The sequence below is a fragment of the Acetobacter fabarum genome (assembly GCF_029069195.1).
In the GTDB taxonomy this organism is placed as follows: Bacteria; Pseudomonadota; Alphaproteobacteria; order Acetobacterales; family Acetobacteraceae; genus Acetobacter; species Acetobacter fabarum_A.
The window spans coordinates 1-26,054 of record NZ_JARDYK010000003.1; the positions used below are offsets into that span (position 1 = coordinate 1).

Below are 26,054 nucleotides of genomic sequence, written 5' to 3' on the forward strand. Positions count from 1 at the left end.
CTGGCTATGACATTGTTGGGAAAGCAAAAGCAGACCACGCATGAAAAAAGAGGGGTAAATAAGAGGGAGATGTGAAAGTGCAGTGGCCGCAGTCGCCTCATGCCGGACATTCACAAAAGTTACCTCCTTAGCTTTGAAGCGGACACTCATTCCATGTAAAAGCACTTAGGAGTCGATACAGCACCGCGATGTTGTGCGCTTCGACAAACCCAATGATTTAAAGGAGGATAACTTGAACAACCGTCTCTTCGTTGGAGTTCTTGGCAATCGAAACTCGGGCAAATCAACCACGTGGAACACATTGTTCGGTGCGACAGTAAGAACCGGTCAAAATACTCGAACTCTGGTTCTTTATGGCGGCGAATGCGTTGAGGTATTTTTAATTAGCGGATCTCCCGAAGAGCGACAACTTTATGCAGGAGATATTCTCGAGAACCAAAAATGCCGCATCATACTGTGCTCGATCCAATACACAGAGACAGTGCGTCAAACGCTCAACTATGTAGTCGACAATCAATTCGACATTTTTGTGCAATGGTTGAATCCAGGTCACTCTGATACGGGCGAGAGTTATGACCGTCTAGGTCTCCTTCCGTGGCTCATCGGGCATGAAGCATCCATCTCCATGCGTGACGGCAAAGGACTGCCGAAGAACCGTACTGAGGAGCTTCGTCAATTCATATACGGTTGGGCTAAGGCGCGAAGCCTCACATTTCAATGTCCCTGACGGCATGCTCCCAGAATGCGCTGAAAGCTGCCATTCCGTTCCCTCCTATCCCCCTGTCTGCTCAAGGGAACCAGAACAGACAGGCGGCCACCGCCTCATGTTGGTCGTTTGATCAGGTTGCAAGGTTTACCGAAACCGGACAAAGCTTTAGTTATTTTTCTCTGTTTACGTTTGCTGAGAAGCCCTTCACAATGATCTTACTGAACTTTCCGGACATTTGCCATTAACTATAGGAAGTGTTGAATGCACAAGAAAATCACTATGATTTTTAGTGTTTTATATTCTTCATCAATCGAATATAAATCGTGCATTTATTAGAAACAAATAATATTTACTTCTATTCCAAAAATCGAGTTGCATGATGCTGTCTCCATTCCATTCTTTCCACACAAAACGCCTCACTAGTCGGTTGAACGAACTTCAAAAAGTATTTTCACCGGAAATTATGGAGCGTGTATGGAAAAATTACATAAGGCCTGGGCTTCGAGATCAGGAAATACCAGATCTACATGACTATAATGATTTCCATTGGAATAGAAAAGAAATATTCTCACGCCTTTGCAATGCGCTATACTCTGGAAATTATATTTCTCAGCGATCAGTGCCAGTTCGCATTGAAAAGAAGCTTGGCGTAACAAGGACGTTGGTATTGCCAACTGTTAATGATTGCTTGATTTTGCAGTGTATTGTGGAAAATATTTTGCCTATTGCTCTAAAAAAACAACCATCAAAGAACTCGTTTTTTAGCAGAAGCCATGGATTTGCTCAGGCTGATATTTCCTTTGAACGAGATTATATTTGGTTTCGTCAATGGAGAAAATTTTCGGATATGAGATTAGAAATTTCTAGTAGTCATCAGTTTGTTTGCGTGACCGATATTGCTAACTATTTCGATAACATTGACTACTCGCATTTACGAAACATTATTTCAGATCTTCATAGCACGGGGGAAGTCACTCTTGATATTTTATTTTTAGTTCTTGATAGAATTAGCTGGCGTCCAGATTATCTTCCATCATCTAATCGCAGTCTCCCTCAAGTAAATTTCGATGCTCCACGTCTTCTCAGTCATGTCTATCTTTACGAAGTCGACGCTTTCTTAAAGACAGTAACGAACAATTGCTTTGTTAGGTGGGTTGACGACATAACCGCAACCACGAACTCAGTTTCTGAGGGTAAATGCCTCCTCAGAGACTTGGATCAAATGCTGCAAACACGGGGATTGAGATTAAATTCTGGCAAAACCAAAATACTATCCGCTAAACAAGCTAGAAAATTCTTCTACGCACAGGAAAATAAGTTCTTAGACAAAGTAAAAGATGACTTTGCCAAGCTTCCTCTTGGTGGGAAACGAAGAAAAAATTTATTAATAAAAGTACAGCGGGAATTTGACAAATTTCAGGGGATAGAACCTACAGGACAGTGGGAGAAGGTGGCAAAGCGGTATTTGAGCCATTTTGCATCTATAAGCGATAACTACGGGCTTAAATTTGCAAAAAGCAGATTGTCGTCAGATCCAGGACTGCGTGATAGCATTTTACGGTATTTCAGTGAACTCGGACCGAGGCGAGACAGATTTAACAGCATAGCAACATATCTGACCGGTTCAGATATTCTGGACGACGCGTCCATCATGTTCGCAGCTAAAGTTCTTACTGACTGGCATGTTACTCCAAATAGCGTGTTACATAGAGATATCCGTTCTTTAGCTGAACAATTGGCTTCCTCCCAATATGTGTGTCGCAACCCTTTTTTCTTAATGGCCGCTTTGTGGCTAATGAGTAAATATGGTCTGCGACGCCACATTCTTCAGGTGATTGAGCAGACATCAAATATTTGGACACATTCTGAGTTCCTTGCTCGACAAGTTGCTTCCACATACGGCAAATTTCGAGGTCACAAAGAAGGAGAGGCAATGAAGGCTATGATCGTTTCGTTAGGATTCGAAACAGCTTGTTCAGTTTTTGTGTCGTTTAAGAATATGACTCTAGGTCCATTGATTAAGCCGGAAGTTCGCCTTTATGTTCTAAATGGACAAAACAAGAGCACCTACTCAATACAACGCTTTTTGGTTTGCCTTTACATTTTAACTGCATCGAACATAAATCCGTTAGCGCGTCAAAAGCTAAAAAATGATGTTCTCTTATATGTAAATGATCCTTTATATGTTCGTGTAATAAAAAGCATAAAAATATAGTCTCATATTTTATTATAATTTTCTCTCTGGAATCCGGTGTCGGAAATTTTTCGTCAATTAACATAACGAATAGAAGTTTTCTACTTTGGCATCTTCACAACAGACCGTCCGATTCCCCCCCAAAGCTGCCGTTTACGTCATCTGCCAGGCGTGAAGTGTATGAAAGGCGGATAGGTGAGAGCCTCAACAACCCGTTGCAGGTTCTTCACCTCAATGCCTGACATATAGTTTGTTGTTCCCTGTGAGCGATGCGTTGCTTCATGCCCCAGCAGCGCATCAATCCAGAGTTCGCGGATATCGTTCTCCTGATTGCGCAGCTTGGTGGAGGCAAGGTGGCGGAAGGAATGGAAGGTCACATCTTCTGGAATGCCTATACGGCGTTTGAATTTCGAGAAGGCCTGTGCAAACTCGTTCCCTCTGACCCCGTGTGGTGCGATTGTCAGCTCATCAAACAAGTAGAGTCCTGAGCTTTTGAACGTCAGGATTCCGGCTTCAAGCAGTTTGCTGTGTATCGGGACAATGCGTGTGCCTGCGGCAGTCTTGGGCGACCAGTTGCGCTGCTTGCCGTTCACAATCTCGGTGTGAGGCTGGATGTGGAAGCAGGGGATGCCGTCGATAATCTCGACGTCCTTGTTACGCAGGTTGCAGATTTCACCCAGACGCATCCCTGTATAAAGGGCTGTCTGGATAATCCCCTGATATGTGCGCTCGGATGTTACCCGACTTGTCCACGGTGCGGATAAGAGCTGTTGCAATTCCTGCTCCGACCATGCGCGACGCTCGATTTTCTTGGTGATGTCGAACTTCCAGCCTTCAAAGGGATTGCGGGCGGCGTAGTCGCGCTGGACTAAGTGTCGCCACAAGGCGGACATGCGGGAGAAATGGTTTTTGACGGTCTTGCCCGACACGGTGTCAAGCTCGAACTCTTCTGCCTGTGCAACGGCCTCCCGGATAGGTGGGGTTGATTTCCCTTTGCCGTGGTGAGCCGGGAGTCCTGAAAGCAGGTCACGAAACTCGCCTGCAATCTTCCCTGTGACATCGGCAACTGGCATGTCCCCGAATGCTTCGGTGAACAGGGCAACGGAGTTGGTTGTTCCCTTGATTGTGTCAATGCTCTTGGTCTGATCGGAGAATACGAAGCGTTCAGCCATTTCTGACAATCTGGGGCGCGTATCACGCTTCTGAGCAAGCTTTTTGGTGGCTTTTGTGGCAGGTGTCAGAGGCTTCGTGTCTTCAACGATTTCTGGTTGTGCAGTGGTGCTGACATTGGTGATAATACTGGTCAGGTTTGCAATCTGGTCACGCAACCCCTGTTTTTCAGTATCGCTGACCTTGGTGTCGACAAGGATATCGGTGCTTAATCTGCTCAGACGGTGCAGAAGATCATTCATGGCGGGAGTGACACGCTCGAAAAAATCTTCGGTCTGCTTCACAAGGGTGAGTTTCTCGTAAAGATGACGGGCTTCATCGGCCTTGCGGCGTGATTGTGCAGCGGCGCGTTCAACGTCACGCAGGTCTTCATGTTCGGCGATGATCTTCTTCTGAAGGGCAATCAGTTCCTTCAGTTCGGCTTTGGTTGGTTCGGGTGCGGCATCCTTGGCCTTATTGAACAACTCGCCGATCCTTCCATAAAGCAGCCCTGCGCGTTCGCGCGCTATCACTTTATTGCTGGTTTTCAGCGCAAGGGAAAACTCTTTCCGACCTAGTATGGCCTGGATGTTGCGTGGCACGGCACGCCTGAAATAATACCTCGTCCCCATGACCCGTAGCATCCCGCACTCTCATCCCGCACGTTCAAGCTGCTGGCAAACTTATGGGTAAAAAATTACCGTCACAGTTCCGGAACCAATAAATCCTTCTAAATCAAGGATTTATGGTGCGAACTGCGGGACTCGAACAGCAACAGTCCCGCAGTCGTTTAAATAACATATTGATATTAAAGACTTTTATAATCCTGTCGTGAAGAAGAATGTAGAAGGGTTATGTAGAAAATCAACCCCCTTTATAGAGTATCTTCAAGGTCGGTTTGGCGATTATCCTGAAACGCTACTTTTTCTTCGCTGTTCACGATTTCCCAGATGGTTGAACGTGATGCAGAAAACTGACGAGAGAGTTTTGTGTAACTGTCTCCGAGCGTGTGAAGTCTTTTAATTAAGGCTTTGTCCTTGGCATTAAATCGCTCTTTTCTGCCAAGTCTCACACCATCACGCTTGGCCTTTGCAAGCCCTGCATTAACCCTCTGCTTGATGTTCTCTCGCTCCAACTCAGCAACCCCGGCCAAGATTGTGCAAAGGAATCTACCAAGAGAACCACTTGTGTCTATTCCTTCCATGATACTGCGAACAGCAACACCTTTGCTTTTTAGGTCTTCGAGCAAATTAAATAGGTGAATTGTAGAACGTCCAAGCCTGTCTAATTTCCATATAACCAGAGTGTCACCATCTTTTAAAAGAGGGAGCATCTTATCCAAAGCAGGACGCGAGGTTTTTGCCCCGCTGGCCTTATCTGTGAATATTTCAGAGCATCCAGCCCCTTTTAAAGCGTCCACCTGCATACCTTCATTTTGGTCGCTAGTGCTTACACGTGCATATCCATAAATCATTAGAACTGTTCCAAAAAAGTTTTGTCTAGTTCTATCAATTCCTGAACATATTCAGGAGAAACATAATCGGCCTTAAAATTAAAGCTACTCATGCCCCTAGGTATTGTTTTCTTGGCATCGTCAAGAACCACGCTACAAGCTTTTTTAATGTCTTCTTCTGTTACGTCTTTTGTCTCAATGCCGATGTCTCTAAATGCTTTCAAAGCTAATTTTTTAACGTCAATCTGCCACTTTCGAACAGCTTCAGGGCTTGCCTCTCCTGAACTCAAAGAAACAATCGAGAATGTAAAAGCCAATTCTCTGTCTACAGTCGGCAACGCTGATGTAATTACTGATAACATTATAATTTTCTCCTTAAATCGTTATTTTCCTTCTATGATTTTCCGAACAGAATAAAAGAACAACAAGCCCCTTTTTGTTCCGTCCATTTTTCAATATTAGCACAATGTTCGGAAAATTACAATTAAAAGAACACTTTTTATTTATAATTATATGTTTTATTTTCTTTTGTGGCGTTTGACATAAATATTGACTTCATTCTAATTATGCTTTCTTTTATCCTAAATGTTTCTGCGATTTTCTCTTTAATTTCTTTGTCGATTAGAAGGTTTTGGCACACTTGGATAATATTTTCTTGAATATCTTCTTTTGTGTATTTCTGTGAATTTGAATGTTTCAAGATATTTGATAGTTCTCTTTTTAAATATTCGTCGTCTAATTCTCTAATATATTGATAAGGATATAAGTTTATTATCTCCTGAGACATGAAATCACCTTTCTCTTTAAGAATATGGAGAAAATCTTGAAATGTATTATTATTCGTTATTCCGTGTAGTTTTTCGAACTCTATCATATTCTCGAATGTTCTTTGGTAGTGATACATACAAGAAAATCTCAATGTATTTTTCTGTTCATGTGTGAGTTTTTTCCATGTGTAAAAAAGTAAGGGTGGTTTTACGTTTGGTTTGATAATCTCAGACTTTTTGTTGCTTATCTTTGAAAATTTGAACAATCGAGAAAAGCAATTATACATCATATTCAGGATATTTGTGTCATATGTTCGATTAGAAGAATTATAATAATATTTTTGATATTCTATATTTCTATAAGCATTTCTAATCCTGTTATAATCTTCTTCTCGTTGTTTTTTGAGTATTTCTTTTAGTTTATTTATATAATTATCGTCAATAATTTTCACGTGGCTATCATCATATATTTTAATATTTCTGAGAATTTTATTTGCTTTTATTTCTTCATGTTTTGCATATCTTTTTCTATTTTGTTGACTGTTCTCAAGAGATGCGATTGTGTGGTTATGATTTGGTTTTGTTGTATCTGTATCGTTTCCAATAGCTCCTGAATCATCTCTAGCGGAGATGGGCCTTCTGTCTCTTGAAGCATTTCTATTATGTTCGATGTGTCCTGTTTGATTTCTGAAATTTGATTGTTCATTTTCTAACTCCTTATATTGTTTGGCGAATAATTCTTTTTTCATGCCAATTAAACGATTAGCAGAACCAAGAAGCACGCCATTTTTTTCTATGATGTAAGTGTTTGCTTTGTCTCCCGGCTTCAACGTGTAGCCTTGCTCGGAAAGCCCTGCCTGAAAGGCTTTAAGGCTATCAGATGCTTGCCATAGGGTTTTTATGGCTTGTTTCTCTTTAGGTAGGTTTATGCCTTTCTTTTCGGCTGTTCTTTGCTGGTTAACTGTATGTGCTTGATGTGTTCGTTCCAGAGCTATCAGGGGCTTAACACGTTCTGCATATGCTGTTTTTCCTTCGTCTATTAGCTGATGATATACGGCTTTATTGTGTTGTCCTTGCACTATTTCATGCCCGAATGTGATTTCGCAAATTCGAGCAATTTTCTCGTTTCGAGCAAAACTATTTTTTGTGTCGAGTGCTTTACGTTGTGTAGGTTGATAATGTGGAACAATGAGATGGTAATGTTTGTCTGATGCTGTTGTATCAGCGCGTTTTTTAGTGTGTTCAATGAGAGTTATGTCATCAGGATTAAACTTATATTCCTGTGCTAATTTATTGATTGTCTCGCGCAATTGCTCATTTGTTAATTTTTCTTTTGGTGATATTTTGAAGTGATGAAAACCATATTTTAGACGGTTATTTTTTGCTTGTCGCATAGCGTCTTTCATTTGAAAGTGGCTACCTTCCAGCACGTCTATATGTTCGTTTTTATCGCCGTAAAAAATATGATTTGCTGTTTTATCAGCACCGGAAGAAACCTTAATGGCTTTCGTTTGTATTATCATCTTTCTTCCTTTCTGTTCTTTGAACAGAAGGTTTTACGAGTGCGATTTTTTTATCTGTTTTGTTTATGAGCTTTTCGAGATTATCTAATTGCTCATTAAGTAAATCTTCTTGTGTCGCGTGAGAATGAAACGCAACAGGTTCTTTTATCTGATTAAAATATTTTGCTAATTGATTAAGATTATTTCCGGTTTTAGAAAGCTCTAATCGGATGCTCTCTAATTCTGTAGCAACTGATTTTCCTGCGTTTCCTGTGCTTTCCGCTTCATACATCAGCGCACGTAACCAAGTGCCAAGGGCTAAACCTTTGGATTGAGAGAAGGCTAAAAATCGTAATTTTTCGTCTGGTGATAATTTAAAGTTATAATTCTGTCTTTTCATATCGTATCCTTTTTATTTTATTTCTGTATCCTTATTTGGGTTCCACAGGGCGAAGCCCTTGGCCGGGTGGTAGTTGTGCAATACGTAGTATGCACTGCTACCATGCCTGGCTATTATTATAACTACATTGATATGCAAACGACAAAGAAATCATAGAAACCGATTTTAAGAAGGCTGGAAGGGTATGTAATGCGTGTTTGGTATCCAACCTAGTTTTATATCGTTCATACCCTTCTGTGGCTTCCTGTGGCTTTTTTCGGATATATTCAGTTTATTGTCTTTTATGATTTTCTGTTATCTGTTGATTATAGCCAGGCATGGTTACGGTAAATACTGCGTATTTCCTCCACCACTCTGGCAAAGGGGTAAACCCCTGTTGAACCCCTGAAACGGTGGTGGTATTCCAGAGTAATAATGTTTTGTTTTTGTAAGATAATGATGTAACATAATTTTGTCTCCTGAGATAATTTTAAAATAATAACTGTATTCAAAAATGCGGATTTTTGATTATAAAAACTTTCCTTCACCTCTAAAAAAGGTGGGGGAATGTAGGACAAATAATTTAATCTTTCTTTTTTAGTTATATATGTATTTTCCTGGGTATCCCTTTGGAGAGTAAGCCAAACTACCTTTTTCGGACTGGTTGATTTTTTGGAAAATAATTTCTTAATTTCCTGTGAATTCATTTTTTGTAAGTTCCATTTTCTGGAATTAATTTTTTTCGATAACTTTGTGAAAGCCCCTAATTCGGCAAGTGCTGTAAACAATTTTTTTGATTTGATAAGATGATTTATTTTTAAATCTCTCTTGATATTATCAAGTATTCCTAATCTCTGGTATCTTTCAAAGTCTATCTCAGAAAAATCTTTTTTATATATCCTGTCGTATTCTTTAATGATTTTGTTGATACCGTAAAATGAAATTTCGGAATGAGATATTAAGTTACTTTCCTTGGTCTGGTGATTATTTTTAAACTCAATCTTATTGATATATCCTAAAACAAACTGGTTCGTCTCGCGGATAACTTTTTGGAATGATAACTCATTTTTGTTAATCTCATTCTTAAAGTAAGATTGTGTAATTTCTCTGATTTTTTCAATATCTTCGTTGAAGCAGAACATTACGGTATGTAAGTGATATATGTTATTTTTTGTAAGTTCTAATGACTTGATACCAAAGTTTATGATGTTCTTTTTTTCCAGAAATTTACGAATATAATTAAATCTGTTGTTTAACTCATTCTTAGATAAACTCTTGTTATCGTTATTATTTTCACACGTTAAGGTAAGGAACAAAGGAACCATACCAACTGTTAGAGCATAGTGATTTAAGCAGGTTGATAAGAACAAGTTCCTGTTGTGGTTTTGGTATTTTTTATATTCGTTTGAGTTATTAACAAAAAATATTGGTTTGTTGTTAATATTTTTCTTGATATTTTCTGTATATGTGGCTATCATAATCTTAACAACTCCTTATCTTTTTTGATTCCTTCTACTTGCCGGTGTCTGGAAAACTTAAATTGGTATGGTAATTTAAAATTTTATCTTAAATTAAGGTATCCTTCTGGATACCTTTTTTATTGTATTATAATTATTAGAAAATTTACAAGAATTATATAATTTCTTTTTTATTATTGATTACAATTTTTATTGTATTTAGAAGTCTAGAGTTGAACTCATCTATGATGGAAGGAAGGCGTAAATTAATTTTATCTTCATTTCCATAAAATAGTTTTCTATTAACATAATTTTCAAATCGTCCATTTTTTATATCTGGGAAGAGTATAAAGCGTTCTACGATTACGCCACTGACATAACGCTCATAACCTTTTGGCCGAATATCTATAATACCATCGTGGATAATATGATTCCTGATCGTTTCAATTGTTTTGATAAAATCACAATCTTCAAATAAAGTATCTTTTCTGTTATTAATACTCAAACGTTTTTTTTCACCAAATAGCTTATTTTTTGAATACATTTTATTATATTTACTGAAGTCATTTGGAATATTATCCAGCTCAAAGCATATTTTCACTACGTAATCGAGAATACTATATAAGCGAATGAAAATAAAATTAACATATGACATTAGTTTTGTTATGTCTGCTGAGCATGTAAAACGCACACTATCTATATGATTGCAATTGTCAAAAAAAGGACCACTATTGAGTAAATGGTAAAACTCTCCACAAATATTTTTCACCTCTATATGACATGTCAATAAAGACTGTATTAGAAAATCACAATCATACAAATATAAAAATCTATATATTTCTGGAATATTTTTGAAGTTATTTATAATTAATTCTAGCATATTTTTTGATACCGGTGACTCAGAATTAAGTCCACTATCAGATACGAAAGGAGGAATTTTCTTGCAAATGGTATTGTAATCAATGTCTTTCATTATGCAATCTTGAAATAAATAATATAATGAGATTATCTCATCATTTATTTCATCATTAATCTTGTTATTATTTATAGTCCATCCATTTATTATATCATAATAGTAGAATGTATCTTTGGGTGGTGTATCTGATGGAATCCCATGTAGGGTAAGAAACTTTTTTTTAATATCTGTCTCCAAGTGTTTTTTCTTTCTTTTTAGGGAGAGGTATCTTAGGATGCGTTTAAACATATATCTTTACTTTCTTTGAAAATATATTTTCTACATTCCAGAAGCTTGGATATTGAACTGATTCAGCGACTTTAAGAAGATTGATAACATCAACGTCATCGAAATAAACAGTGTTACCGACTGATTTGTTGTTTCCTTCATGACCAAGGAAATCGTCAATCCAAGACTCTCTTAAACCACCTTCACCATGTTCATGAATGTTCCTGAGTTTAGTGGATACGTTATGACGGAAGGAATGGAACACTACGCTCTTGCCAATTCCTAAGTGTGTTTTGAATTTCGAGAAATCTCGTTGGAAGTGAGCAGAGCGTTTTTTGTCTTTTCCAGAGAATTGCAGGTCATGGAAAATATAGTGTCTTCCTTGGTTAGTGGCTCTTTGAGCAAGGTCTAAAAGTCCAGCCTTTTGTAATGCTTTGCAGATAGGGACAACGCGACTACCTGCTTCGGTTTTGGCGCTCCATTCTGTCCAAGGTTGATTTTTTAGGGCTGGGTGGTCTTGCACGATAATGCAAGGAACACCTTGGATTTCCTTAATGTCCTGTGGTCTAAGCCTACAGATTTCCTCTAATCGCATACCTGTGTAAGACGCAATTCCGACAATCATATTGGCTGTTTTGTTACTGACTGTTCCGAATTGCCAAGTCTGTCCAGCAATCGTTTTTAAGTCATTATCAGACCAGCGCACACGTTTGGTTTTTGCTTTGGTATCGAATTGCCAACCACCAGTGAAAATATTTTTATCTACTAAATCGCGTAGAAGAAAATACTTAAAAAGCCCTGATAATCTTGTGAAATGGTTTTTCACTGATTTACCAGAAACACGGGGCAAGTTTTTCTTGTTAGCTACTGCGACAAACTCTTGAATGGTTCGTGTGTCGTTTCGTTGTTTTCCGTAGGTTTCTGGTAGCTGTTCCATCAACGATTTAAATAGTCCTGCGTCTTCTCCTGTGTAGTCGCGTAGTGGTTTATTGCCACATACTTCTAAGAACCTTTTAAAGGTGGCTCTGTAGCCATCAATAACGGACTGTTTGACGTTAGTTTTGGTTTCAAGGAAGGTTTCGGAAGCCTGTGAAAATAAGGGCGAAGGCTTTGCTTGTGGTGGCTTTAGGAAAGCCTGCATTTCATTAATTTGGTTTCGAAGTGCGTTTAAAGACTTGTCTGTTGGTTCTTGCTTTTGAAGTTTAGAAAAAGTTTTTTTCAGCAGTTGAACGCCTCGTTCAGCTACGTTTTGTGTTTTTTCCAACTGCTCAAGGCTTTGAAGGGATTCAATGGAATGTCTGAGTTTTTGGTGTTCGTATTGTTGCTTTAGAAGTGAAATTTGATTGTGATAATCTTCGATAAGAAGATGGAACAGTTCCCGCGTGTCTTCTGGGAGTTCATCGTTAATAAAGGCTTCGTTCTCATTTAGTTCTGTTTTGATGTGAGACACTGAACGGAACAGCCTTTCTGTTTGGGCATAAACTGCACAAGCATATGGTTTTGCTGTTTCTCTTTTGGAAGTGCCAAGGGAGAGCCATAGTTCGTTTTTGCCAATCACATCACGGATATGTGAAGGGACACGTCTGCGGAAATGGTAACCCGAAGGTAAACGAATCAACACAAGGAAGCCTCTGTGTGTAGAAGCCTTGTGTAGAAGACAAGGCTCTTATGGTAATGGAGAGACCATAAAAGCCAATAAAATCAATGGGTTATTGTGGTGCGAACTGCGGGACTCGAACCCGCACGCCCATACGGGCTGGAGATTTTAAGTCTCCTGCGTCTACCATTCCGCCAAGTTCGCATATGCTGTGTATGGCCTATGGGCTGTTCTTTAGCATGCTTCAGCTATTGCGCAAATCTTCGGTTCACCTCGCTTGCAAAAGGAGTGGTCCTTTCTGGCGGAGCCATGTTTCGGCCTGTGTTTTATGTGGTGTAATACTGTTCACGCATTGCCAGAAGAGTGGGCCGTGGTTCATGTGGCGGAGGTGGCTCAGTTCGTGGGCAATCAGGTAGTGTCGTACCAGTTCCGGAGCCATGATGACACGCCAGGAGAGCATGAGCCGACCTGTGGAGGTGCAGCTTCCCCAGCGGCTTGAAGTGTCTCGTATATCCACTCTGCTCGGATGCAGGCCAGTGTGCAGGGCCATTGCCTGCACTTCTCTTTTTAATACAGTGGCCGCATGATTCCGCAGGAAATCAGTCACGCGCCTGTTCATAAAAGCCATATCTCCACTGACCATAAGGCAGTTGTTTTCAAGCCATGCCCCTCCCAACCGGTTGCGGGAGTGGACAATCAGATATGGTTTTCCTTCAATCAGAATTGTACTGTTAGCTGAAAAAGACGGTGCATTTTCAAGTTTTTTGAGACGATCACTAATCCATCCATGGTTTTTCTGGACAAATGCGAGTGCCTGGGCAGAGGAGCAGCCTTGTGGAATGGTAACGACAAGCTTTTGCTCATGCGCTGCAATCCGTAAGGCAAGACGCCTTGCCCGTAAGGAATGTTTCCAGATGACCTGTAAAGGCTCCTGAGCGGAAATGTTAATTTCCGTCGGAAGTTGCTGCAGGCTCTGCAGGCCAGTCAACAATGTAATCCTCCAGTGCTCCTGCGCGTCTTTCGCTAATACAGCGCCCGGCGGCAGATGCGCCGGAGGTGATGACTGTGTTGGGGTCCCCCGTGATCAGTGGGTGCCATGCTGGCAGGTCGTGTCCGTCAGACAGTCGCTTGTACGCACAGTCTGGGGGGAGCCAGTCCAGAGCAGGGATCATGGCGGGGGTTAAGGTCACGCAGTCCTGTACCTTGCGGTGACGTTTGGGATAGTCTGTGCACTGGCAGGTTTTTACGTCCAGAAGCCTGCAGGCGACAGATGTATAGTGGAGTTCCTCCGTGTCATCATCACGGAGTTTGTGCAGGCAGCATCGACCGCAGCCATCGCATAGAGATTCCCATTGTTCGGTTGTCATGTCCGCAAGAGGAGTAGTTTTCCAAAAAGGAGCAGAAGGTGAGGATGTCATTGTATGATGCTAAAGAACAGTGAGAGAAAAAGACTATTACTGACAGCACTTTTCAGGAGTGGCCACCAGAAAAGACGGAGCCTTGCTTTCCGGTCCGCGCCAAGTTCCTGTGCTGTGGCAGACCAGTCACGCTGCATGGTTCTTATGGGCAAGGATAACGGAAACAAAAGCAGAGGAAGAAGGCAAAGACCCTGCAAGAATGGTGTAGTTGCCGAATGGAGAAAAAAAGGCAGCGCCATGGACAGGACAGTACAGGGAAACAGAAAAAACAGTAAGACTGCGTAAAGCCATTGCTCAACACGCAGGAGAATACTCAGCCCTAGAAGCAGGGCGGTAGCCACCAGACTTGTCATGGCGATCAGCAGGCCATGGAAGCATGTTGTATCGATGCTGACTAAGCTCCAGTAATACGGAATCATGCGTGATGCATCCATTGTTGGAAGCGGTCGCTCAGGGTTTCCAGATTGGCTTCCCAGAAGGTGTCGTCTACCGTAATGGCGGGTGGGATACGACCGGGGCGTGGGGTCAGGGCGTTCAGTTCCGTTATGGAGGGGAGGGAGGGCCAGGCGTTGGCAAACGCCTGTTGTTGTGCCGCCTGCTCCAGCCAGGATACAAAAGCCAGAGCAGCGGGGTTGCGTGCAGCGGCTGCGAGTACCCCCCAACCGTATTGAACCAGAAAGCGCTGCTGCCAATGCAGGCCAAAACGCTGGCGGTCTGGCCCGGGTGCGCCCAGAATTTCCCCAGTTGGAATACAGCCCATAAGAGCGCCTCCTGAGGTCAGGATATGTCCGGCTTCTTCCGGTGTGGACCACCAGACAATATAGGGCCTTACCTGCTCAAGTTTGAGAAAAGCGCGATCAACCCCTTTTGACGTGGCCAGAACAGTATAGAGCGCATTGGCTGGTACGCCGTCGGCCAGCAAGGCGATTTCCAGCGTCATGCGTGGGTCACGGCGAAGGCTGCGGCGGCCGGGATGGCGCGCAACATCCCAGAAATCGGGCCAGCCGGGCTCTGTGTCAAATCTGGCGCGGTCCCATGCCATGGCGTAATCTATGGCGGCGGAGGGCTGGCCACAATTGCTTAGGGAGCTGTCCGTCTGATGGCGTGACAGGAGCTTGAGGTTACAGCCGATGCGCAGGCTGCTGCTTTCCATCATGGCTGCGGCCAAGGGGCGGCGTGTCTGCTTTATAACGTGTTCCAGATCGCTGATCTGCCCGTTCCAGCCGTGGGGTACAATGGTCTGGTGGGTGAGTTGCTCATAGGGTTTGAAGAGGATTTTGCTCTGTATTCCGGAAATTTTTCCAGAAAAGGTCAGAATATGCAGGCTTTTGGCTGCTCTGGTCTGTGGGATGGGGTGCCGGGCCATGGCCGAGGCAGGGAGCAGGGGTGTCAGACAGCCCAGCCCGGCCAGCAATGCGCGACGGCGCGATAAGGCACCAAGAAAAGGAACCTGCCCCTGTTCCTGGGAGGACACTGCCTGCCTGTCGGGTGTGTTCAGGAAAGGGAGAGAGAACAGGGTAAACCTCATGCGTCGTTATTATTGGCCAGTGTTGTCAGCCTAAATCTAGCTGGTTTTTTTATCCATCGGAAAGGCTGTTGCATTCCGTGTTTGCCAGGCCAGCAGGGCGGGGCGGCCGACATTTAACTCGCGCTGTGTGTGTACGGGGGGGCGGTTAACGGTTATTTCCGTTCCGTCCCGCAGGCGCATGCGCAGGATAATGGTGTGACCAAGATGGTGGGCGGAGACAAGGGTGCATGGCAGGTCACCAGCTTCGGCACCATTATCAGTCTCTACCTGCCGGGGAAAGAGAACGGAAAGCCGGTCGGGCAGAATACAGATGCTCGCCAGATCATGCTCCGCCAGATCTCCATCGGCCATTGCCTCGACCGTTTCGCCTGATGGTAGCCGGAGTTCGGCCACATCATCCTCAAGGCGCAGAACCTTGCCGGTCAGAATATTGGCGTCTCCCAGCGCCAGCGCCACGGCGGGGGAGGCAGGGCGGTTAAGCAGGGTGGGGGCATCCGCCACCTGTAGTAAATGCCCCTGATCAAGCACACCCACAGTGTTGGCGGCCATGAAGGCTTCGGTCCTGTCAGAAGTGAGGAACAGGGATGTCAGACCAATGGCCTGACGGAGTCGTTCCAGAAACGCCAGAGAGCGTTTTGCCGCCTGTGCGGGCATGTCTTTCAAAGGCTGGTTGAGTACGAGCAGATCGGGGGAGGTAATCAGTGCGCGCGCCAGTGCTACGCGAAAAACCTGCTCTGTGGAAAGTGTAGGGGGCAAGAGCGTGCGCACCGCATCCAGCCCTGTCAGGGCCAGGACCTCATCACGTCTGCGGCTGATTTCTGCGGGGGAGAGCAGGCCCGTAGCGCGGAGGGGGAACAGAATGTTGTCCATCACGCTCAGATGGTCGAACAGAGGTGCGTGCACCCCCGCCGTAGCAATCCCACGATGTCCCTGCGGTCGATGGCTGACGTTCACCCCATATATACATATCTGCCCCGATACCGGGCGGCGTCCGGCCAGAGCTTCGGTCAGGGCGTTCAGGTCATGTGTGGTGGAGTCGATTCCCAGCAGAGCCATGCAGCAGCCGGAATTCAGACGTAAGGCAAGTGGGGGGGCTTTGGGTAGGACAGTAAAATCCGTAAGCGCCAAAGCCGGGAGTGAGCCATGCGCTGGCGGCATGCAACTATGTCCTTTTTTATGAGTTATGTAAGGTGTTGTAATTTAAAACGGTAAAGTCAACGAGGTTTGTTTCATGTCATCAGATAAAATCAAAGACGTTAAGCTGGCAGGCGAAGCCGCAGCCGATACCGCGCGTGAGGAACTGGAGGCAGTAAAAGCCCACATTGAACGCTTGGTCACACAACATATTGTTCCCGCACTGGGCCGTGCAGGCGGCAAGGCGGGCGATCTGACGGAACAGGCAGTTGCCAACGCCCGCGAACTGGCCGATCATACACGCAACGATCTTGCAAAGCGTACAGGCAGCCGTTCGTCCTGGTTGTCCATTGCCATTTCCGGCGTGGTAGGGTTTATCATCGGGCGCATGTCTCGCTGACGCTTTGCGCGTCATCTGAACGAAGGTAGCTCCAGAGCCCATGCGCATCTTTGATCTTGGTAAATCCGCCCTATCTGCCCAGTCCTCCCTGATGCAGCAGATGGCCATCCGCTACGGTCGTCAGGCCGCTTTTTTGATCATGGCTGCGGTGTTTGGCCTTTTTGCCCTGATCACAGGGCATGGTCTGCTCTGGATTCTCCTTGTGTTCGTTGGCCACTTCGGGCCGGTTGGCGCATCCTTCACCGTTTTCGGGCTGGATGTGCTGGCCGCCCTTGTGTGCGTGATGTTTGGCCGACGTTCCTACCTGACAACGGAGGAAGTGGAAGCCCGGATCATGCGCGACCGCTGCATGACCCAGATGCGCGACTCCGTAACCATGGCTGCGGTTACAGCCACAGTTGCAACAGCCGTTGGTCGTGGTGGTACCCGCAAGGTGTGGGATATTATGCGCGGTAAAAAGGACTGAATCTGTCCAGTCTAGGTTAAGCCATAGGTTCCATTCCAAATTTGCATTGGCGCGCTGGATTATTTCTGTAAATGATGGCGTCAGTCTTTTGTGAGTGTGCAAATTTTTTGCATGCTCGCCAGTGTGAGCAGTGAATGGAAGTTGAGCATAATCCTGTTGTGGACAACGAGACCCGCCGGTCATTCGGTTACCGGCTGGCTCGGCTTGCGTCCATGTGGCGGCGGGAAATTGACGCCGATCTGCGGGTGTTCGGCCTGACCGATGCCACGTGGCGGCCTATTTATTATCTCAATTTTTCATCCTCATCCATGCGTCAGACCGATCTGGCCCGTTCCCTCTCGCTCGAAGCGCCTTCTCTGGTGCGGCTTCTGGATGTGCTGGAAAAACGCGGCTACGTCGTGCGTGAGACGGATGAGGAAGACAGGCGTTCCAAGCTTGTCAGCATCACGTCGGAGGGCAGGCAGGTGGCGGCACTGGTCAGTCGTGTGGCGGATCAGGTTACAGCCCGGCTTATGGCTGGCGTGTCCGACCCGGAGCTGGAACAGTGCTGTGGCATTCTGGACCGGGTGGAGCAGGCTGCTCAGGCCCATAAAGACAGTGTCGATGCTGAAAAAAGGGACGCACGGTAATGCTGGTGTCCAGGGCGGTGTCATGCTGACGGAATTTAATCTCTTTGGTGTCTTTATGGCGCCAATTGTTGTGTATGCGCTGGCGGCCCTCCCACTGACCATGTGTATCCGGTTTGCGTTGTGGTGGAGTGGCCTTTTAGGCTGGTTCTGGCATATCGCGCTGTTTGAAGTTTCGCTTTACGTCTGCATTCTCTGTCTGCTGATCCTCTACGTCTGACCTGAAAAGGCTTTTGAGTCTCTGCAATGCCCCTTCTGCGCACCCTGATACGAGTTGTTCTGACCTTGGCGGTCGTCTCTCTTGCGATTGTTCTGGGGATCACTCTCTGGAACGTCTACATGATCGCCCCCTGGACCCGCGATGGGCGTGTGCGTGTTTACGTGGTCGACGTGGCTCCCGAAGTTTCTGGCACCGTGGTGCAGATTCCGGTGGTGGATAACCAGTTCGTCCATAAGGGCGACCCGCTCTTTGTGCTTGATCCGGTCCGCTTCCGTCTGGCTATCCGCGAGGCACAGGCCCGCCTTGATGGCGCATTGGAAGACCTGAAGCTCAAACGCAACGATGCCAAACGCCGTATGGGTCTGGATGGCATCGTGTCGGCTGAAGAACAGGAAGTGTTCAACTCCAACGTGGCAACCCAGATTGCTGCGGTCGACGCCGCCCGCGCCGCGCTGGATGTGGCCAAGCTGAACCTGCAACGTTCGGTTCTGTATTCTCCCGTTAATGGTTATGTCACCAACCTGAACCTGCGGGTGGGGGATTACGCAGCGGCCAGCCAGGCGCGTATGGCGGTGATCGACGCTGACTCCTACTGGGTTTATGGGTATTTTGAAGAAACCAAGATGTGGGGCGTGCATGTGGGGGATGTCGCCCGCGTCAAACTCATGGGGTACAAGCCAATCCTCACCGGGCATGTGATCAGCATTGCGCGTGGTATTAATGATACCAACGGCACGCCGGACAAGCTGGGCCTTCAGGATGTGAACCCGATCTTTACGTGGGTTCGTCTGGCCCAGCGTATTCCGGTGCGTATCCATCTTGATCATGTGCCCGACAGCGTCACTCTGGCAGCGGGTATGACAGCCACGGTCAGTGTGGGGCCAGAGCCAACCGGGCGCAGGGGTAAGCTGACCACCTGGCTGCAAGATCATCTCTGAGCGTGGGCCAAGGATGAAGCGCATGAAGGCTCGTCGTCGCTTTGGGTTATGTGCCGCAACAGGCATGTTGCTCTCCGCCTGTACCGTTGGGCCCAATTACCAGCCTGACCGTATGAAGTTGCCTGCCCAGTTCAAGGAGGCAGCGGAAGAACATGTTGCCACCCCTGAAGAGATCGAGCGTACAAACAAGGAAATGGTCGAGTGGTGGGCCCTGTTCAAGGACCCCCTTCTCTCCCAGCTTGTGCAGGACGCTATAAAAGGGAACTACGACCTTCAGATTGCAGGGCAGCGTATTCTGGCCGAACGTGCCATGCGTGACCGTTCCGCTGCGCAGTGGTATCCGCAGATGGACGCCAATATGGGAGGCGGGGATGTCCGCTACTCCCTGAATATTGATAACTGGCCACTCCGTCCGGGTAATCCTGCAAACCGGCCAGAAGCTTCCATGCTGACCTACGGTGCTACCGCATCGTGGGAACTGGACATGTTCGGGCGTATCCGGCGCGACGTGCAGGCCCGTGAACACGCGGTTGAAGCTACGATCGAAGCCCGCCGCGCGGTGCTGATGGGGCTTTTGTCCGAGCTGGCATCGGATTACATGCTGCTGCGTGTGACGCAGTTGCAGATTCAGATTGCCACGGACAACATTCGCGTTGCCAAGGACGCCGTGGACCTGACCAACAAGCTCTATCTGGAAGGGGTGGGTAACACCCTGCAGATCGCGCAGGCTCAGGCGGAACTGGATGCCCAGATCGCTGCGCGTGAACCGCTTAAAACCCGTGTCTCTCAGGTCACGCACGCCATAGCGGTACTGCTGGGCAAAATGCCGGGTGAACTGGAAGACGAGCTTAAGCAGCAGCGCCCGCTTCCCGTTGTGCCGGAATTTCCGGCGGTGCTGCCCTCTGTGGTGATTGCCAACCGCCCGGATGTGCGTATGGCGGAGCGGCGTTATGCGGTGGCCACGGCCCAGATTGGTGTTGCGGTCGCCAATCTGTACCCCCATTTTGTGGTGCCTCTGACCTTCAACCCCAATGCTTCGGCCATGTATCAGGCGTTTCAGGTCAATGCCATGAGCTGGCAGTTCCTGCTTATGGCCAGCCTGCCGCTGATGCACGGTGGCAAAATGACATCCGAAGTCCGTGCAACGCAGGCTTCGGCCGAGGCGGCACGCCTGACATATCGACAGACAGTTCTGACGGCCTTCAAGGAAGTCGAAGACTCCATGGCAGCCTGGCATGATGATATTGAATATGCCGAGCAACTGCACAAGGCGGCGGAAGATAGCGCTACCGCCAGTGATCGTGCCCGTAAACTGTACAGTGCGGGGCTGGTGGGCTTTCTGGAAGTGCTGACAACTGAACGCACTACATTGAACGCGCAGAACATGGAGGCTCTGGCCCGCCTTGAACGCCTGCGTGATGCAGTGAACCTTTACACGGCTCTCGGTGCGGGGTGGAAAGGTGTGGCTTTAACCAGCTCCACGCTGCCTGTTTCGCTCGAAACCCAGAACATTCTGGCAAAAGCTTTCTCGCAGTAACGCTGTCTGCCTCAGTTTTGCGTGGTGTGGGCTGCAAGCTGCTGGAATGAGGGGCGGATTGCCTGCCCGTGTAAAAAACGTAGCATGGCTTTGCGTGCCAGCCCTGCATCCCGCCCCAGAGAGATCAACCCGGTAATCTGGGAAGGGTGGCGCAGTAAGGAGCGCAGGAGCAGGCCGATTTGCAGCCCGCCATCGGGGGATAGAACGCAGGCCGTAACGGGCGGGAGGGAGCGTGTAGCCGGGTCGCATATAACACGCAGCACGGCAAAGGGCAGGTCTGCTTCGTGGGCTACACGGGCTAGAAAGCCGCTTTCCATATCCAGCGAGGCGCATTGTGTGCTGGCAAACAGCTCGGCCTTGTGCTGGGCCTGCAACACAACCTGATCGCTATGGAGGAGAGACCCACTGATAACCCCCGCATGCTCCTCGCCCAGAATATGGCGTAAGGTCGGATCACAGGGCCAGACCTTGCCCCACGCCTGAACAGCGCTGGGAATAACAATGGTTCCGGGGGGCAGGGTCGGGTCCAGACCTGCTGCAAGCCCGAAGGATAACAGGCAGTCTGCTCCACATGCTGCAAGCCGGTTGGCCTCGCGCTGCGCACCAGCGCTTGTGGCACCACTCGCGGCAATGGCCGCATGGGGGAACACACCCCGGATCAACTGTGCTTCCGCTTTAAGCCCGACCAGAATGCCAGGGCGTGTTGGAGCGCAATGCGTAGTGGTTGATTGTGTCATGGATCAGAACCCAAGCCTTGAGGGACACGAAAAGACAATCGGATGAAGCGGCGGAATGGCTTCGGCCAGTGGGCAGGTTTTTGAGCCATCACAAACAGCATATGTGGTTGCCGAAAACATTCTGGCGCCCGGCCCGTGCTGAGCCGCAGAATAACGGCCGCAGCCCTTGTGCGTTCAGGATGGTGTTTTAAAACCCAGCGCATGAACGGCCCGCAGGCCCGAGCGCATGGCTCCTTCCAGAGTTGCGGGGAGGCCGGTATTGGTCCAGTCCCCCGCCAGTGCCAGATTAATCAGAGGAGTGGCCGAGCCTGGTCTGCGGCGGTTCTGTTCCGGGGTTGCGGCAAAGGTTGCACGCTTTTCCCATACAATGCGCTGGGCATCAGGAGTGGGGGGGAGGGGCTGTTCCAGCACCGCATCACAGGCGCTGCGGAGTTCGGACCAGATGGTACGAGCCAGTTCCTCGTGGTCATGTCTGGCGTAACGGTTGGCCGCGCTGACGGTAACAGACAGGATATTCCCACGCAGGAACACCCATTCCGTCACCCCGCCAATAACCCCCATAAAACCGCATTGGGCAAAAGAGCCGACAGGGCGTGGTGCCTCTGCCAGACGGAAGTGCAGGTTAAGAATACTCTCAAATGCGTTGGGCGTGATCAGCCCTGCCATGTGCGGGCTCAGGAGCCCTTCGGCAACCGGTGCCGTGGTGGCGACAATGACGCTATCGTGCCCGGACAGGGTCATACTATCCTGCGCGGTATGGAGCGTGGTCACACGGCCTTTGGCGACATCCAGCCCCGTGATACGGGTTTGTGTGCGGATCTCGGCGTTCATGGACGTCAGATAGGTCACAGCAGGGTCTACAAGAGATTCGGAAAGACCATCACGTGCAAACCAGGGCACGCAGGCATGCCCCCCCAGCGAGAGCGATTCCCGCACCACCGCGCCAAGCAGTGCCGCGCTGCCCGTATCGCTCAGGGTGTTCAGGGCGGAGATGGAAAAAGGCTCAAGCAGCCTGCGGGTGAAGGCGCCGGGCAGCAGGCAGTCGGCCACGGTTGTCTGGCCGTCTGCGCGGATCAGGCGGTACAGGCTTTGCAGCTCGGGCAGACGCATGTCCGGCACGCGGCGGTGGGGCTGGAAAACCCATAAGGGGAGGCGCCCACGGGACAAATCCAGTGTCCAGCGGGCATCCTCGGCCAGATCAACAAACGGGAAAATCGGTTTGCCCGGCCCGCTCAGCGTATCCAGCGCTCCCGTTATGCCAAGGTAGCGGAACACCGTGCTATTGGCAGAAAGGAGCAGGTGGTTGCCATTATCTATGCGGCAGTCCAGATGCCGGTCATGGTAGGAGCGGGCCCGCCCGCCACATGTCCGCCCGGCTTCATGCACGATAACGCGCATGCCGGTGCCCGCGACTTCCACCGCTGCCGCAAGGCCAGCCATGCCACCGCCAATAATATGCAAAGTACCAGACATGCCGCGTTTTGCCGTTATTTCAGGACGTGTAGGAAAGGGCAAACCACCGGGCTTTGCCAATAAGGGAGGTGTGGGGGCGTTTGCGCAGCACGTCTGCCCCCCAGCCGCGTTTGCACAGGGCTTTGAGAATGGACTCGTAGCTCGCCCCCATAATGCGGGCCGGGAGCATGGAACGAGGCTGGCAGACCTTCATGGTAGCGAAAGCGGTGCGGAAGTGGTCCTGCGCACGGGCGGCCATAACGCGGGCGACCAGTTCCAGCCCCGGGGCAGACAGGGCTTTGATCGGGTCTTTGGGCACATCAAAGCGTTCGAGCAGGTCAGCAGGCAGGTACAGCCGCCCGCGTACTGCATCTTCAGGAATGTCACGCAGGATGTTGGTGATCTGCAGGGCCCGACCCAGATGGAAGGCCACGAGGTCACCTTTTTCTGAACTGTCGCCAAAAATACGGACAGACAGGCGGCCTACGGCTGAGGCTACGCGGTCGCAATACAGGTCCAGCGTTTTTTCGTCCGGGGCAACAATGGCGGTCTGCGTGTCCATCAGCATGCCATCAATCACGGCGTCAAAGTCAGCCTGCTGAAGAGAGAAAAAGTTGATGGTGGCAAGCAGAACCTTGTCCAGAGGTTCGGTCGGGAGGATGGCCCGCTCCGCAAAAAGCGCGGCAATACGATGGTGCCAGTCTTCCAGACCTTTGGTCCGTTCGTCCAGCGGGGCCGTGCCGTCCGCAATATCGTCCACTACGCGGCAGAAGGCGTAAATGGCATACATGCCGTAACGCCGCATGGGGGGGAGAATGCGCATGCCAGCGGCAAAGGAGGTGCCAGCCTGTTTAACGGTGCTTTCCACCCAGGCAAGATCAGCGGGATCGCATCCGAGCGGGGTCGGTTTATCGTGCATCTGGATGTTTACGGCTGTCACGCGCTTTTCACCTGTTATTCGTCAAGATTGAAGAGAACGGGTCTCTTTTTACAGAACTTTTACCGTTCGGGAAGGTCATGCCCATGCCCGCAGGGCCGCAATGACTGCATGCATGGCGTCTGTCCGGTGCAGGGCGACCCGCCCGGCCAGCGGGTCTTCACGGCGCAGGCGCTGTGTCAGGCGGTGGGCAAGGTCTACAATGGCCGCGCATTCCATACGGAAACGCCGGCCCTTAATATAGGCAGGCAGGGCGCTGGCCTGACGGTTAAGGGCATCCACCCCGTCCAGCAGGGTGTTGAACACCCTGCGCATGGCAGGGCTGGTCTGGCCTGCCAGCAGGTCCTGGGCGGAGGTGCCGGCACGCTGCATCAGTTCGGTGGGCATGTAGCAGCGTTTGAGCCGTTGCAGGTCTTTGGCGCAATCCTGCAGGTGGTTCAGAATCTGCAGCGAGGTGCACAGCGCGTCCGATGGGTCAAAGGCGGCCGGGTCTTCCCCGTGCAGGCAGATCAGGTAGCGCCCGACCGGGTTGGCGGAGTATTTGCAGTAGAGCAGCAGGTCATCCCATGTGTGGTACTCATGACCACGTGAATCATCACGGAAGGCGATCAGCAGGTCTGTTGCCGTCTCGAACGGCACATTGGTCTGCAGGATCGAAGCCCGTAACCGTGCGGCGCTAAGTGCATCAGCCCGGTTAATGGCGCTGCGCTGGCCGAGGAGTACCTCTTCCATGGCGTTCAGACGGGTAATCTTGTCTTCGGGGGGGAGGGTCTCGCAGTCTGCTATGTCATCAATAACGCGGGCATAGGCGTAATAGGCATGCACATGCGGGCGCAGTTTGCGGCTGAGAAGGAGGGAGCCGACGGGAAAATTCTCGTCAGACGCACCCTTGCCGGATGAAACGTCAGCTTTTCCCCAGATGCGTGTATCGTCAGTCATGCCATGCCGTGTTCAAAAAAGGGACCCCAAGGGAGCTTGGTGTTTACATGAGGCAGCCTGCCATGCCTATCCCTTAATGCCGGAGGGCGGATGGCGGAAAAATTCTATCGACCGGGGATGTGTATGTTCTGCCCCGCCTCGGGGGGGCTGGCCCGACCATTGTTGGGAATAACCCCGGTATAGGCGCGGTTCTTCCACACTACACCGTGACCACGGTGGTGGTTGAGGGCGGAGCCAATGGTGGCGGCGGTATAAAAAGCAGCAATCAGTGGCAAGCCCAGAGCCCAGAGGGGGGAAAGCTGAAAACGCCTGAGAGTGGGTAAAAAGGACAGGGTAGAGGCAAGCCACACCCCGGTTCCAATCCATTGTGCGGCCCCGTGGGCGCAAAGAGCCAGCGCAACGGGGGCCACCCAGACGACCAGCATCGCCAGAACGGTCAGAACCAGCAACAGGGGAGAAAAATTGAGCTGCACGTAAGCCGTGCGCGTAATCATGCGCCAGATATCGGCAGCGGACGGGTAGGGGCGAATGGAACGTGCAAGGCAGGAATGACCCAGATAGAGCCGCCCCCCGGCCTGCTTGACGCATGAGGCCAGTGTGCAGTCATCGATCAGAGCGCCCTTTAACGCCTCGATCCCCCCGATCTGGCGGAGCATGTCGCGCCGGATCAGGATGGAGCCCCCCGCAGCTCCAGCGGTTTTATCCTTGGGATTGTTGACCTTGGCAAAGGGGTAAAGCAGCGTAAAAAAGAAGACAAAGGCAGGCACCAGTGCGCGCTCGGCCAATGTGACGCACTGAAGCTCCACCATTTCGGAAACCATGTGCAGCCGGTCGGCCTGTGCTTTGGCGACAAGGGTGGAAATATGGGCAGGGTCGTGAATAATGTCGGCATCGGTCAGGAACAGGTAGCCGCTGCCATGCGGGTTCAGTCGCTCCGCCTCGTGCACACCCTGCGCCACGGCCCATAATTTGCCGCTCCAGCCTGCTTCGGGGCTTGCGCCATCCAGCACGCTCAGCCGGTTATGGGTATCGGGCAGGGCTCTGGCCAGCGCCCCCGTGCCATCGGTGCTGCGGTCATTGACCAGAATGACCGAGAGTGCGCCGGGGTAGTCCTGTTGCAGCAGTGAGCCAAGTGCCGCTGCAATAGACTCCGCCTCATCACGGGCGGGTACAACCACAGTGACATCGGGGGCGATACCGGCATGTGCGTCTGCCATGCTGGCGGGTTGGAGTATGGGGCCCGCTTGCCAGAAGTGCCCGTGGCAGAAAATAAGGCCCATCCAGATTATGGCGCATAGAACAGCCAGAACCACCAGAATCATGATGGACCGT

The 26,054-nt window shown here is 49.0% G+C and carries 25 protein-coding genes and 1 tRNA gene; 8 read left to right on the forward strand and 18 right to left on the reverse strand.

Annotation, left to right across the window (positions count from 1 at the left end; genetic code table 11):
- Positions 1-232 precede the first annotated feature (232 nt).
- Both PY793_RS05600 and PY793_RS05605 read left to right on the forward strand, forming a co-directional pair.
- Positions 233-727, forward strand: a complete 495-nt coding sequence (locus PY793_RS05600; protein WP_275177128.1) for a P-loop NTPase family protein — start codon at positions 233-235, stop codon at positions 725-727.
- A gap of 358 nt (positions 728-1,085) precedes the next feature.
- Positions 1,086-2,924 carry an RNA-directed DNA polymerase gene (locus PY793_RS05605; protein WP_275177129.1) on the forward strand — a complete coding sequence of 613 codons (1,839 nt, stop codon included), beginning with the start codon at positions 1,086-1,088 and terminating at the stop codon, positions 2,922-2,924.
- A gap of 137 nt (positions 2,925-3,061) precedes the next feature.
- On the opposite strand, the gene PY793_RS05610 is transcribed toward PY793_RS05605, so the two are convergent.
- From PY793_RS05610 to PY793_RS05670, 13 genes are all read right to left on the reverse strand, one after another.
- On the reverse strand, positions 3,062-4,696 hold the full coding sequence (locus PY793_RS05610) for a tyrosine-type recombinase/integrase (RefSeq protein WP_342803914.1): 1,635 nt from the start codon (positions 4,694-4,696) through the stop codon (positions 3,062-3,064).
- A gap of 230 nt (positions 4,697-4,926) precedes the next feature.
- A complete protein-coding gene (locus PY793_RS05615) occupies positions 4,927-5,526 on the reverse strand; it encodes a recombinase family protein (protein ID WP_275177131.1) in 600 nt (199 codons plus the stop codon).
- A complete protein-coding gene (locus PY793_RS05620) occupies positions 5,526-5,867 on the reverse strand; it encodes a hypothetical protein (protein WP_275177132.1) in 342 nt (113 codons plus the stop codon). The genes PY793_RS05615 and PY793_RS05620 overlap by 1 nt, the downstream gene beginning before the upstream one ends.
- A 137-nt stretch (positions 5,868-6,004) precedes the next feature.
- Positions 6,005-7,795 carry a hypothetical protein gene (locus PY793_RS05625; RefSeq protein WP_275177133.1) on the reverse strand — a complete coding sequence of 597 codons (1,791 nt, stop codon included), beginning with the start codon at positions 7,793-7,795 and terminating at the stop codon, positions 6,005-6,007.
- Positions 7,770-8,174, reverse strand: coding sequence for a plasmid mobilization relaxosome protein MobC (gene mobC / locus PY793_RS05630; RefSeq protein ID WP_275177134.1), 405 nt, complete (start codon positions 8,172-8,174; stop codon positions 7,770-7,772). The genes PY793_RS05625 and mobC overlap by 26 nt, the downstream gene beginning before the upstream one ends.
- Before the next feature lie 305 nt (positions 8,175-8,479).
- A complete protein-coding gene (locus PY793_RS05635) occupies positions 8,480-9,631 on the reverse strand; it encodes a rolling circle replication-associated protein (protein ID WP_275177135.1) in 1,152 nt (383 codons plus the stop codon).
- 154 nt (positions 9,632-9,785) lie between these two features.
- The gene (locus PY793_RS05640; RefSeq protein ID WP_275177136.1) at positions 9,786-10,763 is read right to left on the reverse strand and encodes a hypothetical protein; all 978 of its coding nucleotides are present in this window, start codon (positions 10,761-10,763) and stop codon (positions 9,786-9,788) included.
- 43 nt (positions 10,764-10,806) lie between these two features.
- Entirely contained in the window at positions 10,807-12,414 is a 1,608-nt protein-coding gene (locus tag PY793_RS05645) for a DUF6538 domain-containing protein (RefSeq protein ID WP_275177137.1), read from the reverse strand.
- 94 nt (positions 12,415-12,508) lie between these two features.
- A tRNA-Leu gene (locus PY793_RS05650) sits at positions 12,509-12,594 on the reverse strand.
- A gap of 64 nt (positions 12,595-12,658) precedes the next feature.
- Positions 12,659-13,378, reverse strand: a complete 720-nt coding sequence (locus PY793_RS05655) for a M48 family metallopeptidase (protein ID WP_275177138.1) — start codon at positions 13,376-13,378, stop codon at positions 12,659-12,661.
- Entirely contained in the window at positions 13,335-13,808 is a 474-nt protein-coding gene (locus tag PY793_RS05660; protein ID WP_275177139.1) for a YcgN family cysteine cluster protein, read from the reverse strand. Before PY793_RS05660 ends, PY793_RS05655 begins: the two co-directional genes overlap by 44 nt.
- Before the next feature lie 415 nt (positions 13,809-14,223).
- Entirely contained in the window at positions 14,224-15,336 is a 1,113-nt protein-coding gene (locus PY793_RS05665) for an extracellular solute-binding protein (RefSeq protein ID WP_275177140.1), read from the reverse strand.
- A gap of 36 nt (positions 15,337-15,372) precedes the next feature.
- Positions 15,373-16,494 (reverse strand): ABC transporter ATP-binding protein, encoded by a 1,122-nt coding sequence (locus PY793_RS05670; RefSeq protein ID WP_275177141.1) that lies wholly within the window; start codon positions 16,492-16,494, stop codon positions 15,373-15,375.
- 73 nt (positions 16,495-16,567) lie between these two features.
- Here PY793_RS05670 and PY793_RS05675 point away from each other — a divergent pair, with 73 nt between their 5' ends.
- The 6 genes from PY793_RS05675 to PY793_RS05700 all read left to right on the forward strand — a co-directional run bounded on the left by PY793_RS05675 (position 16,568) and on the right by PY793_RS05700 (position 20,657).
- Positions 16,568-16,870, forward strand: coding sequence for a hypothetical protein (locus PY793_RS05675; protein ID WP_275177142.1), 303 nt, complete (start codon positions 16,568-16,570; stop codon positions 16,868-16,870).
- A 40-nt stretch (positions 16,871-16,910) separates the two neighbouring features.
- Positions 16,911-17,336 carry a phage holin family protein gene (locus PY793_RS05680; RefSeq protein WP_275177143.1) on the forward strand — a complete coding sequence of 142 codons (426 nt, stop codon included), beginning with the start codon at positions 16,911-16,913 and terminating at the stop codon, positions 17,334-17,336.
- Positions 17,337-17,470: 134 nt separating this feature from the next.
- A complete protein-coding gene (locus PY793_RS05685; RefSeq protein ID WP_275177144.1) occupies positions 17,471-17,965 on the forward strand; it encodes a MarR family winged helix-turn-helix transcriptional regulator in 495 nt (164 codons plus the stop codon).
- 22 nt (positions 17,966-17,987) lie between these two features.
- The gene (locus tag PY793_RS05690) at positions 17,988-18,182 is read left to right on the forward strand and encodes a DUF1656 domain-containing protein (protein ID WP_025827705.1); all 195 of its coding nucleotides are present in this window, start codon (positions 17,988-17,990) and stop codon (positions 18,180-18,182) included.
- Between the two features lie 26 nt (positions 18,183-18,208).
- Positions 18,209-19,120 carry an HlyD family secretion protein gene (locus PY793_RS05695; RefSeq protein ID WP_275177145.1) on the forward strand — a complete coding sequence of 304 codons (912 nt, stop codon included), beginning with the start codon at positions 18,209-18,211 and terminating at the stop codon, positions 19,118-19,120.
- 22 nt (positions 19,121-19,142) lie between these two features.
- Positions 19,143-20,657 carry an efflux transporter outer membrane subunit gene (locus tag PY793_RS05700; protein ID WP_275177146.1) on the forward strand — a complete coding sequence of 505 codons (1,515 nt, stop codon included), beginning with the start codon at positions 19,143-19,145 and terminating at the stop codon, positions 20,655-20,657.
- Positions 20,658-20,668: 11 nt separating this feature from the next.
- Here the strand turns inward: PY793_RS05700 and PY793_RS05705 are convergent, their stop codons facing one another.
- From PY793_RS05705 to PY793_RS05725, 5 genes are all read right to left on the reverse strand, one after another.
- Positions 20,669-21,394, reverse strand: coding sequence for a phosphorylase family protein (locus PY793_RS05705; RefSeq protein WP_275177147.1), 726 nt, complete (start codon positions 21,392-21,394; stop codon positions 20,669-20,671).
- A gap of 174 nt (positions 21,395-21,568) precedes the next feature.
- Positions 21,569-22,867, reverse strand: coding sequence for a hydroxysqualene dehydroxylase HpnE (gene hpnE / locus PY793_RS05710; RefSeq protein ID WP_275177148.1), 1,299 nt, complete (start codon positions 22,865-22,867; stop codon positions 21,569-21,571).
- A 19-nt stretch (positions 22,868-22,886) separates the two neighbouring features.
- Positions 22,887-23,765 carry a presqualene diphosphate synthase HpnD gene (hpnD, locus tag PY793_RS05715; protein WP_275177334.1) on the reverse strand — a complete coding sequence of 293 codons (879 nt, stop codon included), beginning with the start codon at positions 23,763-23,765 and terminating at the stop codon, positions 22,887-22,889.
- A 96-nt stretch (positions 23,766-23,861) separates the two neighbouring features.
- Positions 23,862-24,722 (reverse strand): squalene synthase HpnC, encoded by an 861-nt coding sequence (gene hpnC, locus PY793_RS05720; protein ID WP_275177149.1) that lies wholly within the window; start codon positions 24,720-24,722, stop codon positions 23,862-23,864.
- Between the two features lie 104 nt (positions 24,723-24,826).
- The gene (locus tag PY793_RS05725; protein ID WP_408744669.1) at positions 24,827-26,044 is read right to left on the reverse strand and encodes a glycosyltransferase; all 1,218 of its coding nucleotides are present in this window, start codon (positions 26,042-26,044) and stop codon (positions 24,827-24,829) included.
- Positions 26,045-26,054: the final 10 nt, after the last annotated feature.

Excerpts from the sequence above, each read along its gene's own strand:
- PY793_RS05725 (WP_408744669.1), bottom strand. The coding sequence starts at position 26,044 with ATGATTCTGGTGGTTCTGGCTGTTCTATGCGCCATAATCTGGATGGGC.
- hpnE (WP_275177148.1), bottom strand. The coding sequence starts at position 22,867 with ATGTCTGGTACTTTGCATATTATTGGCGGTGGCATGGCTGGCCTTGCG.
- PY793_RS05660 (WP_275177139.1), bottom strand. The coding sequence starts at position 13,808 with ATGACATCCTCACCTTCTGCTCCTTTTTGGAAAACTACTCCTCTTGCG.
- PY793_RS05625 (WP_275177133.1), bottom strand. The coding sequence starts at position 7,795 with ATGATAATACAAACGAAAGCCATTAAGGTTTCTTCCGGTGCTGATAAA.
- PY793_RS05670 (WP_275177141.1), bottom strand. The coding sequence starts at position 16,494 with ATGCCGCCAGCGCATGGCTCACTCCCGGCTTTGGCGCTTACGGATTTT.
- PY793_RS05695 (WP_275177145.1), top strand. The coding sequence starts at position 18,209 with ATGCCCCTTCTGCGCACCCTGATACGAGTTGTTCTGACCTTGGCGGTC.
- PY793_RS05635 (WP_275177135.1), bottom strand. The coding sequence starts at position 9,631 with ATGATAGCCACATATACAGAAAATATCAAGAAAAATATTAACAACAAA.
- PY793_RS05705 (WP_275177147.1), bottom strand. The coding sequence starts at position 21,394 with ATGACACAATCAACCACTACGCATTGCGCTCCAACACGCCCTGGCATT.
- PY793_RS05615 (WP_275177131.1), bottom strand. The coding sequence starts at position 5,526 with ATGATTTATGGATATGCACGTGTAAGCACTAGCGACCAAAATGAAGGT.
- PY793_RS05685 (WP_275177144.1), top strand. The coding sequence starts at position 17,471 with ATGGAAGTTGAGCATAATCCTGTTGTGGACAACGAGACCCGCCGGTCA.
- PY793_RS05675 (WP_275177142.1), top strand. The coding sequence starts at position 16,568 with ATGTCATCAGATAAAATCAAAGACGTTAAGCTGGCAGGCGAAGCCGCA.
- PY793_RS05610 (WP_342803914.1), bottom strand. The coding sequence starts at position 4,696 with ATGCTACGGGTCATGGGGACGAGGTATTATTTCAGGCGTGCCGTGCCA.
- PY793_RS05605 (WP_275177129.1), top strand. The coding sequence starts at position 1,086 with ATGATGCTGTCTCCATTCCATTCTTTCCACACAAAACGCCTCACTAGT.
- PY793_RS05620 (WP_275177132.1), bottom strand. The coding sequence starts at position 5,867 with ATGTTATCAGTAATTACATCAGCGTTGCCGACTGTAGACAGAGAATTG.
- PY793_RS05680 (WP_275177143.1), top strand. The coding sequence starts at position 16,911 with ATGCGCATCTTTGATCTTGGTAAATCCGCCCTATCTGCCCAGTCCTCC.
- PY793_RS05700 (WP_275177146.1), top strand. The coding sequence starts at position 19,143 with ATGAAGGCTCGTCGTCGCTTTGGGTTATGTGCCGCAACAGGCATGTTG.
- PY793_RS05665 (WP_275177140.1), bottom strand. The coding sequence starts at position 15,336 with ATGAGGTTTACCCTGTTCTCTCTCCCTTTCCTGAACACACCCGACAGG.
- hpnC (WP_275177149.1), bottom strand. The coding sequence starts at position 24,722 with ATGACTGACGATACACGCATCTGGGGAAAAGCTGACGTTTCATCCGGC.
- hpnD (WP_275177334.1), bottom strand. The coding sequence starts at position 23,765 with ATGCACGATAAACCGACCCCGCTCGGATGCGATCCCGCTGATCTTGCC.
- mobC (WP_275177134.1), bottom strand. The coding sequence starts at position 8,174 with ATGAAAAGACAGAATTATAACTTTAAATTATCACCAGACGAAAAATTA.
- PY793_RS05690 (WP_025827705.1), top strand. The coding sequence starts at position 17,988 with ATGCTGACGGAATTTAATCTCTTTGGTGTCTTTATGGCGCCAATTGTT.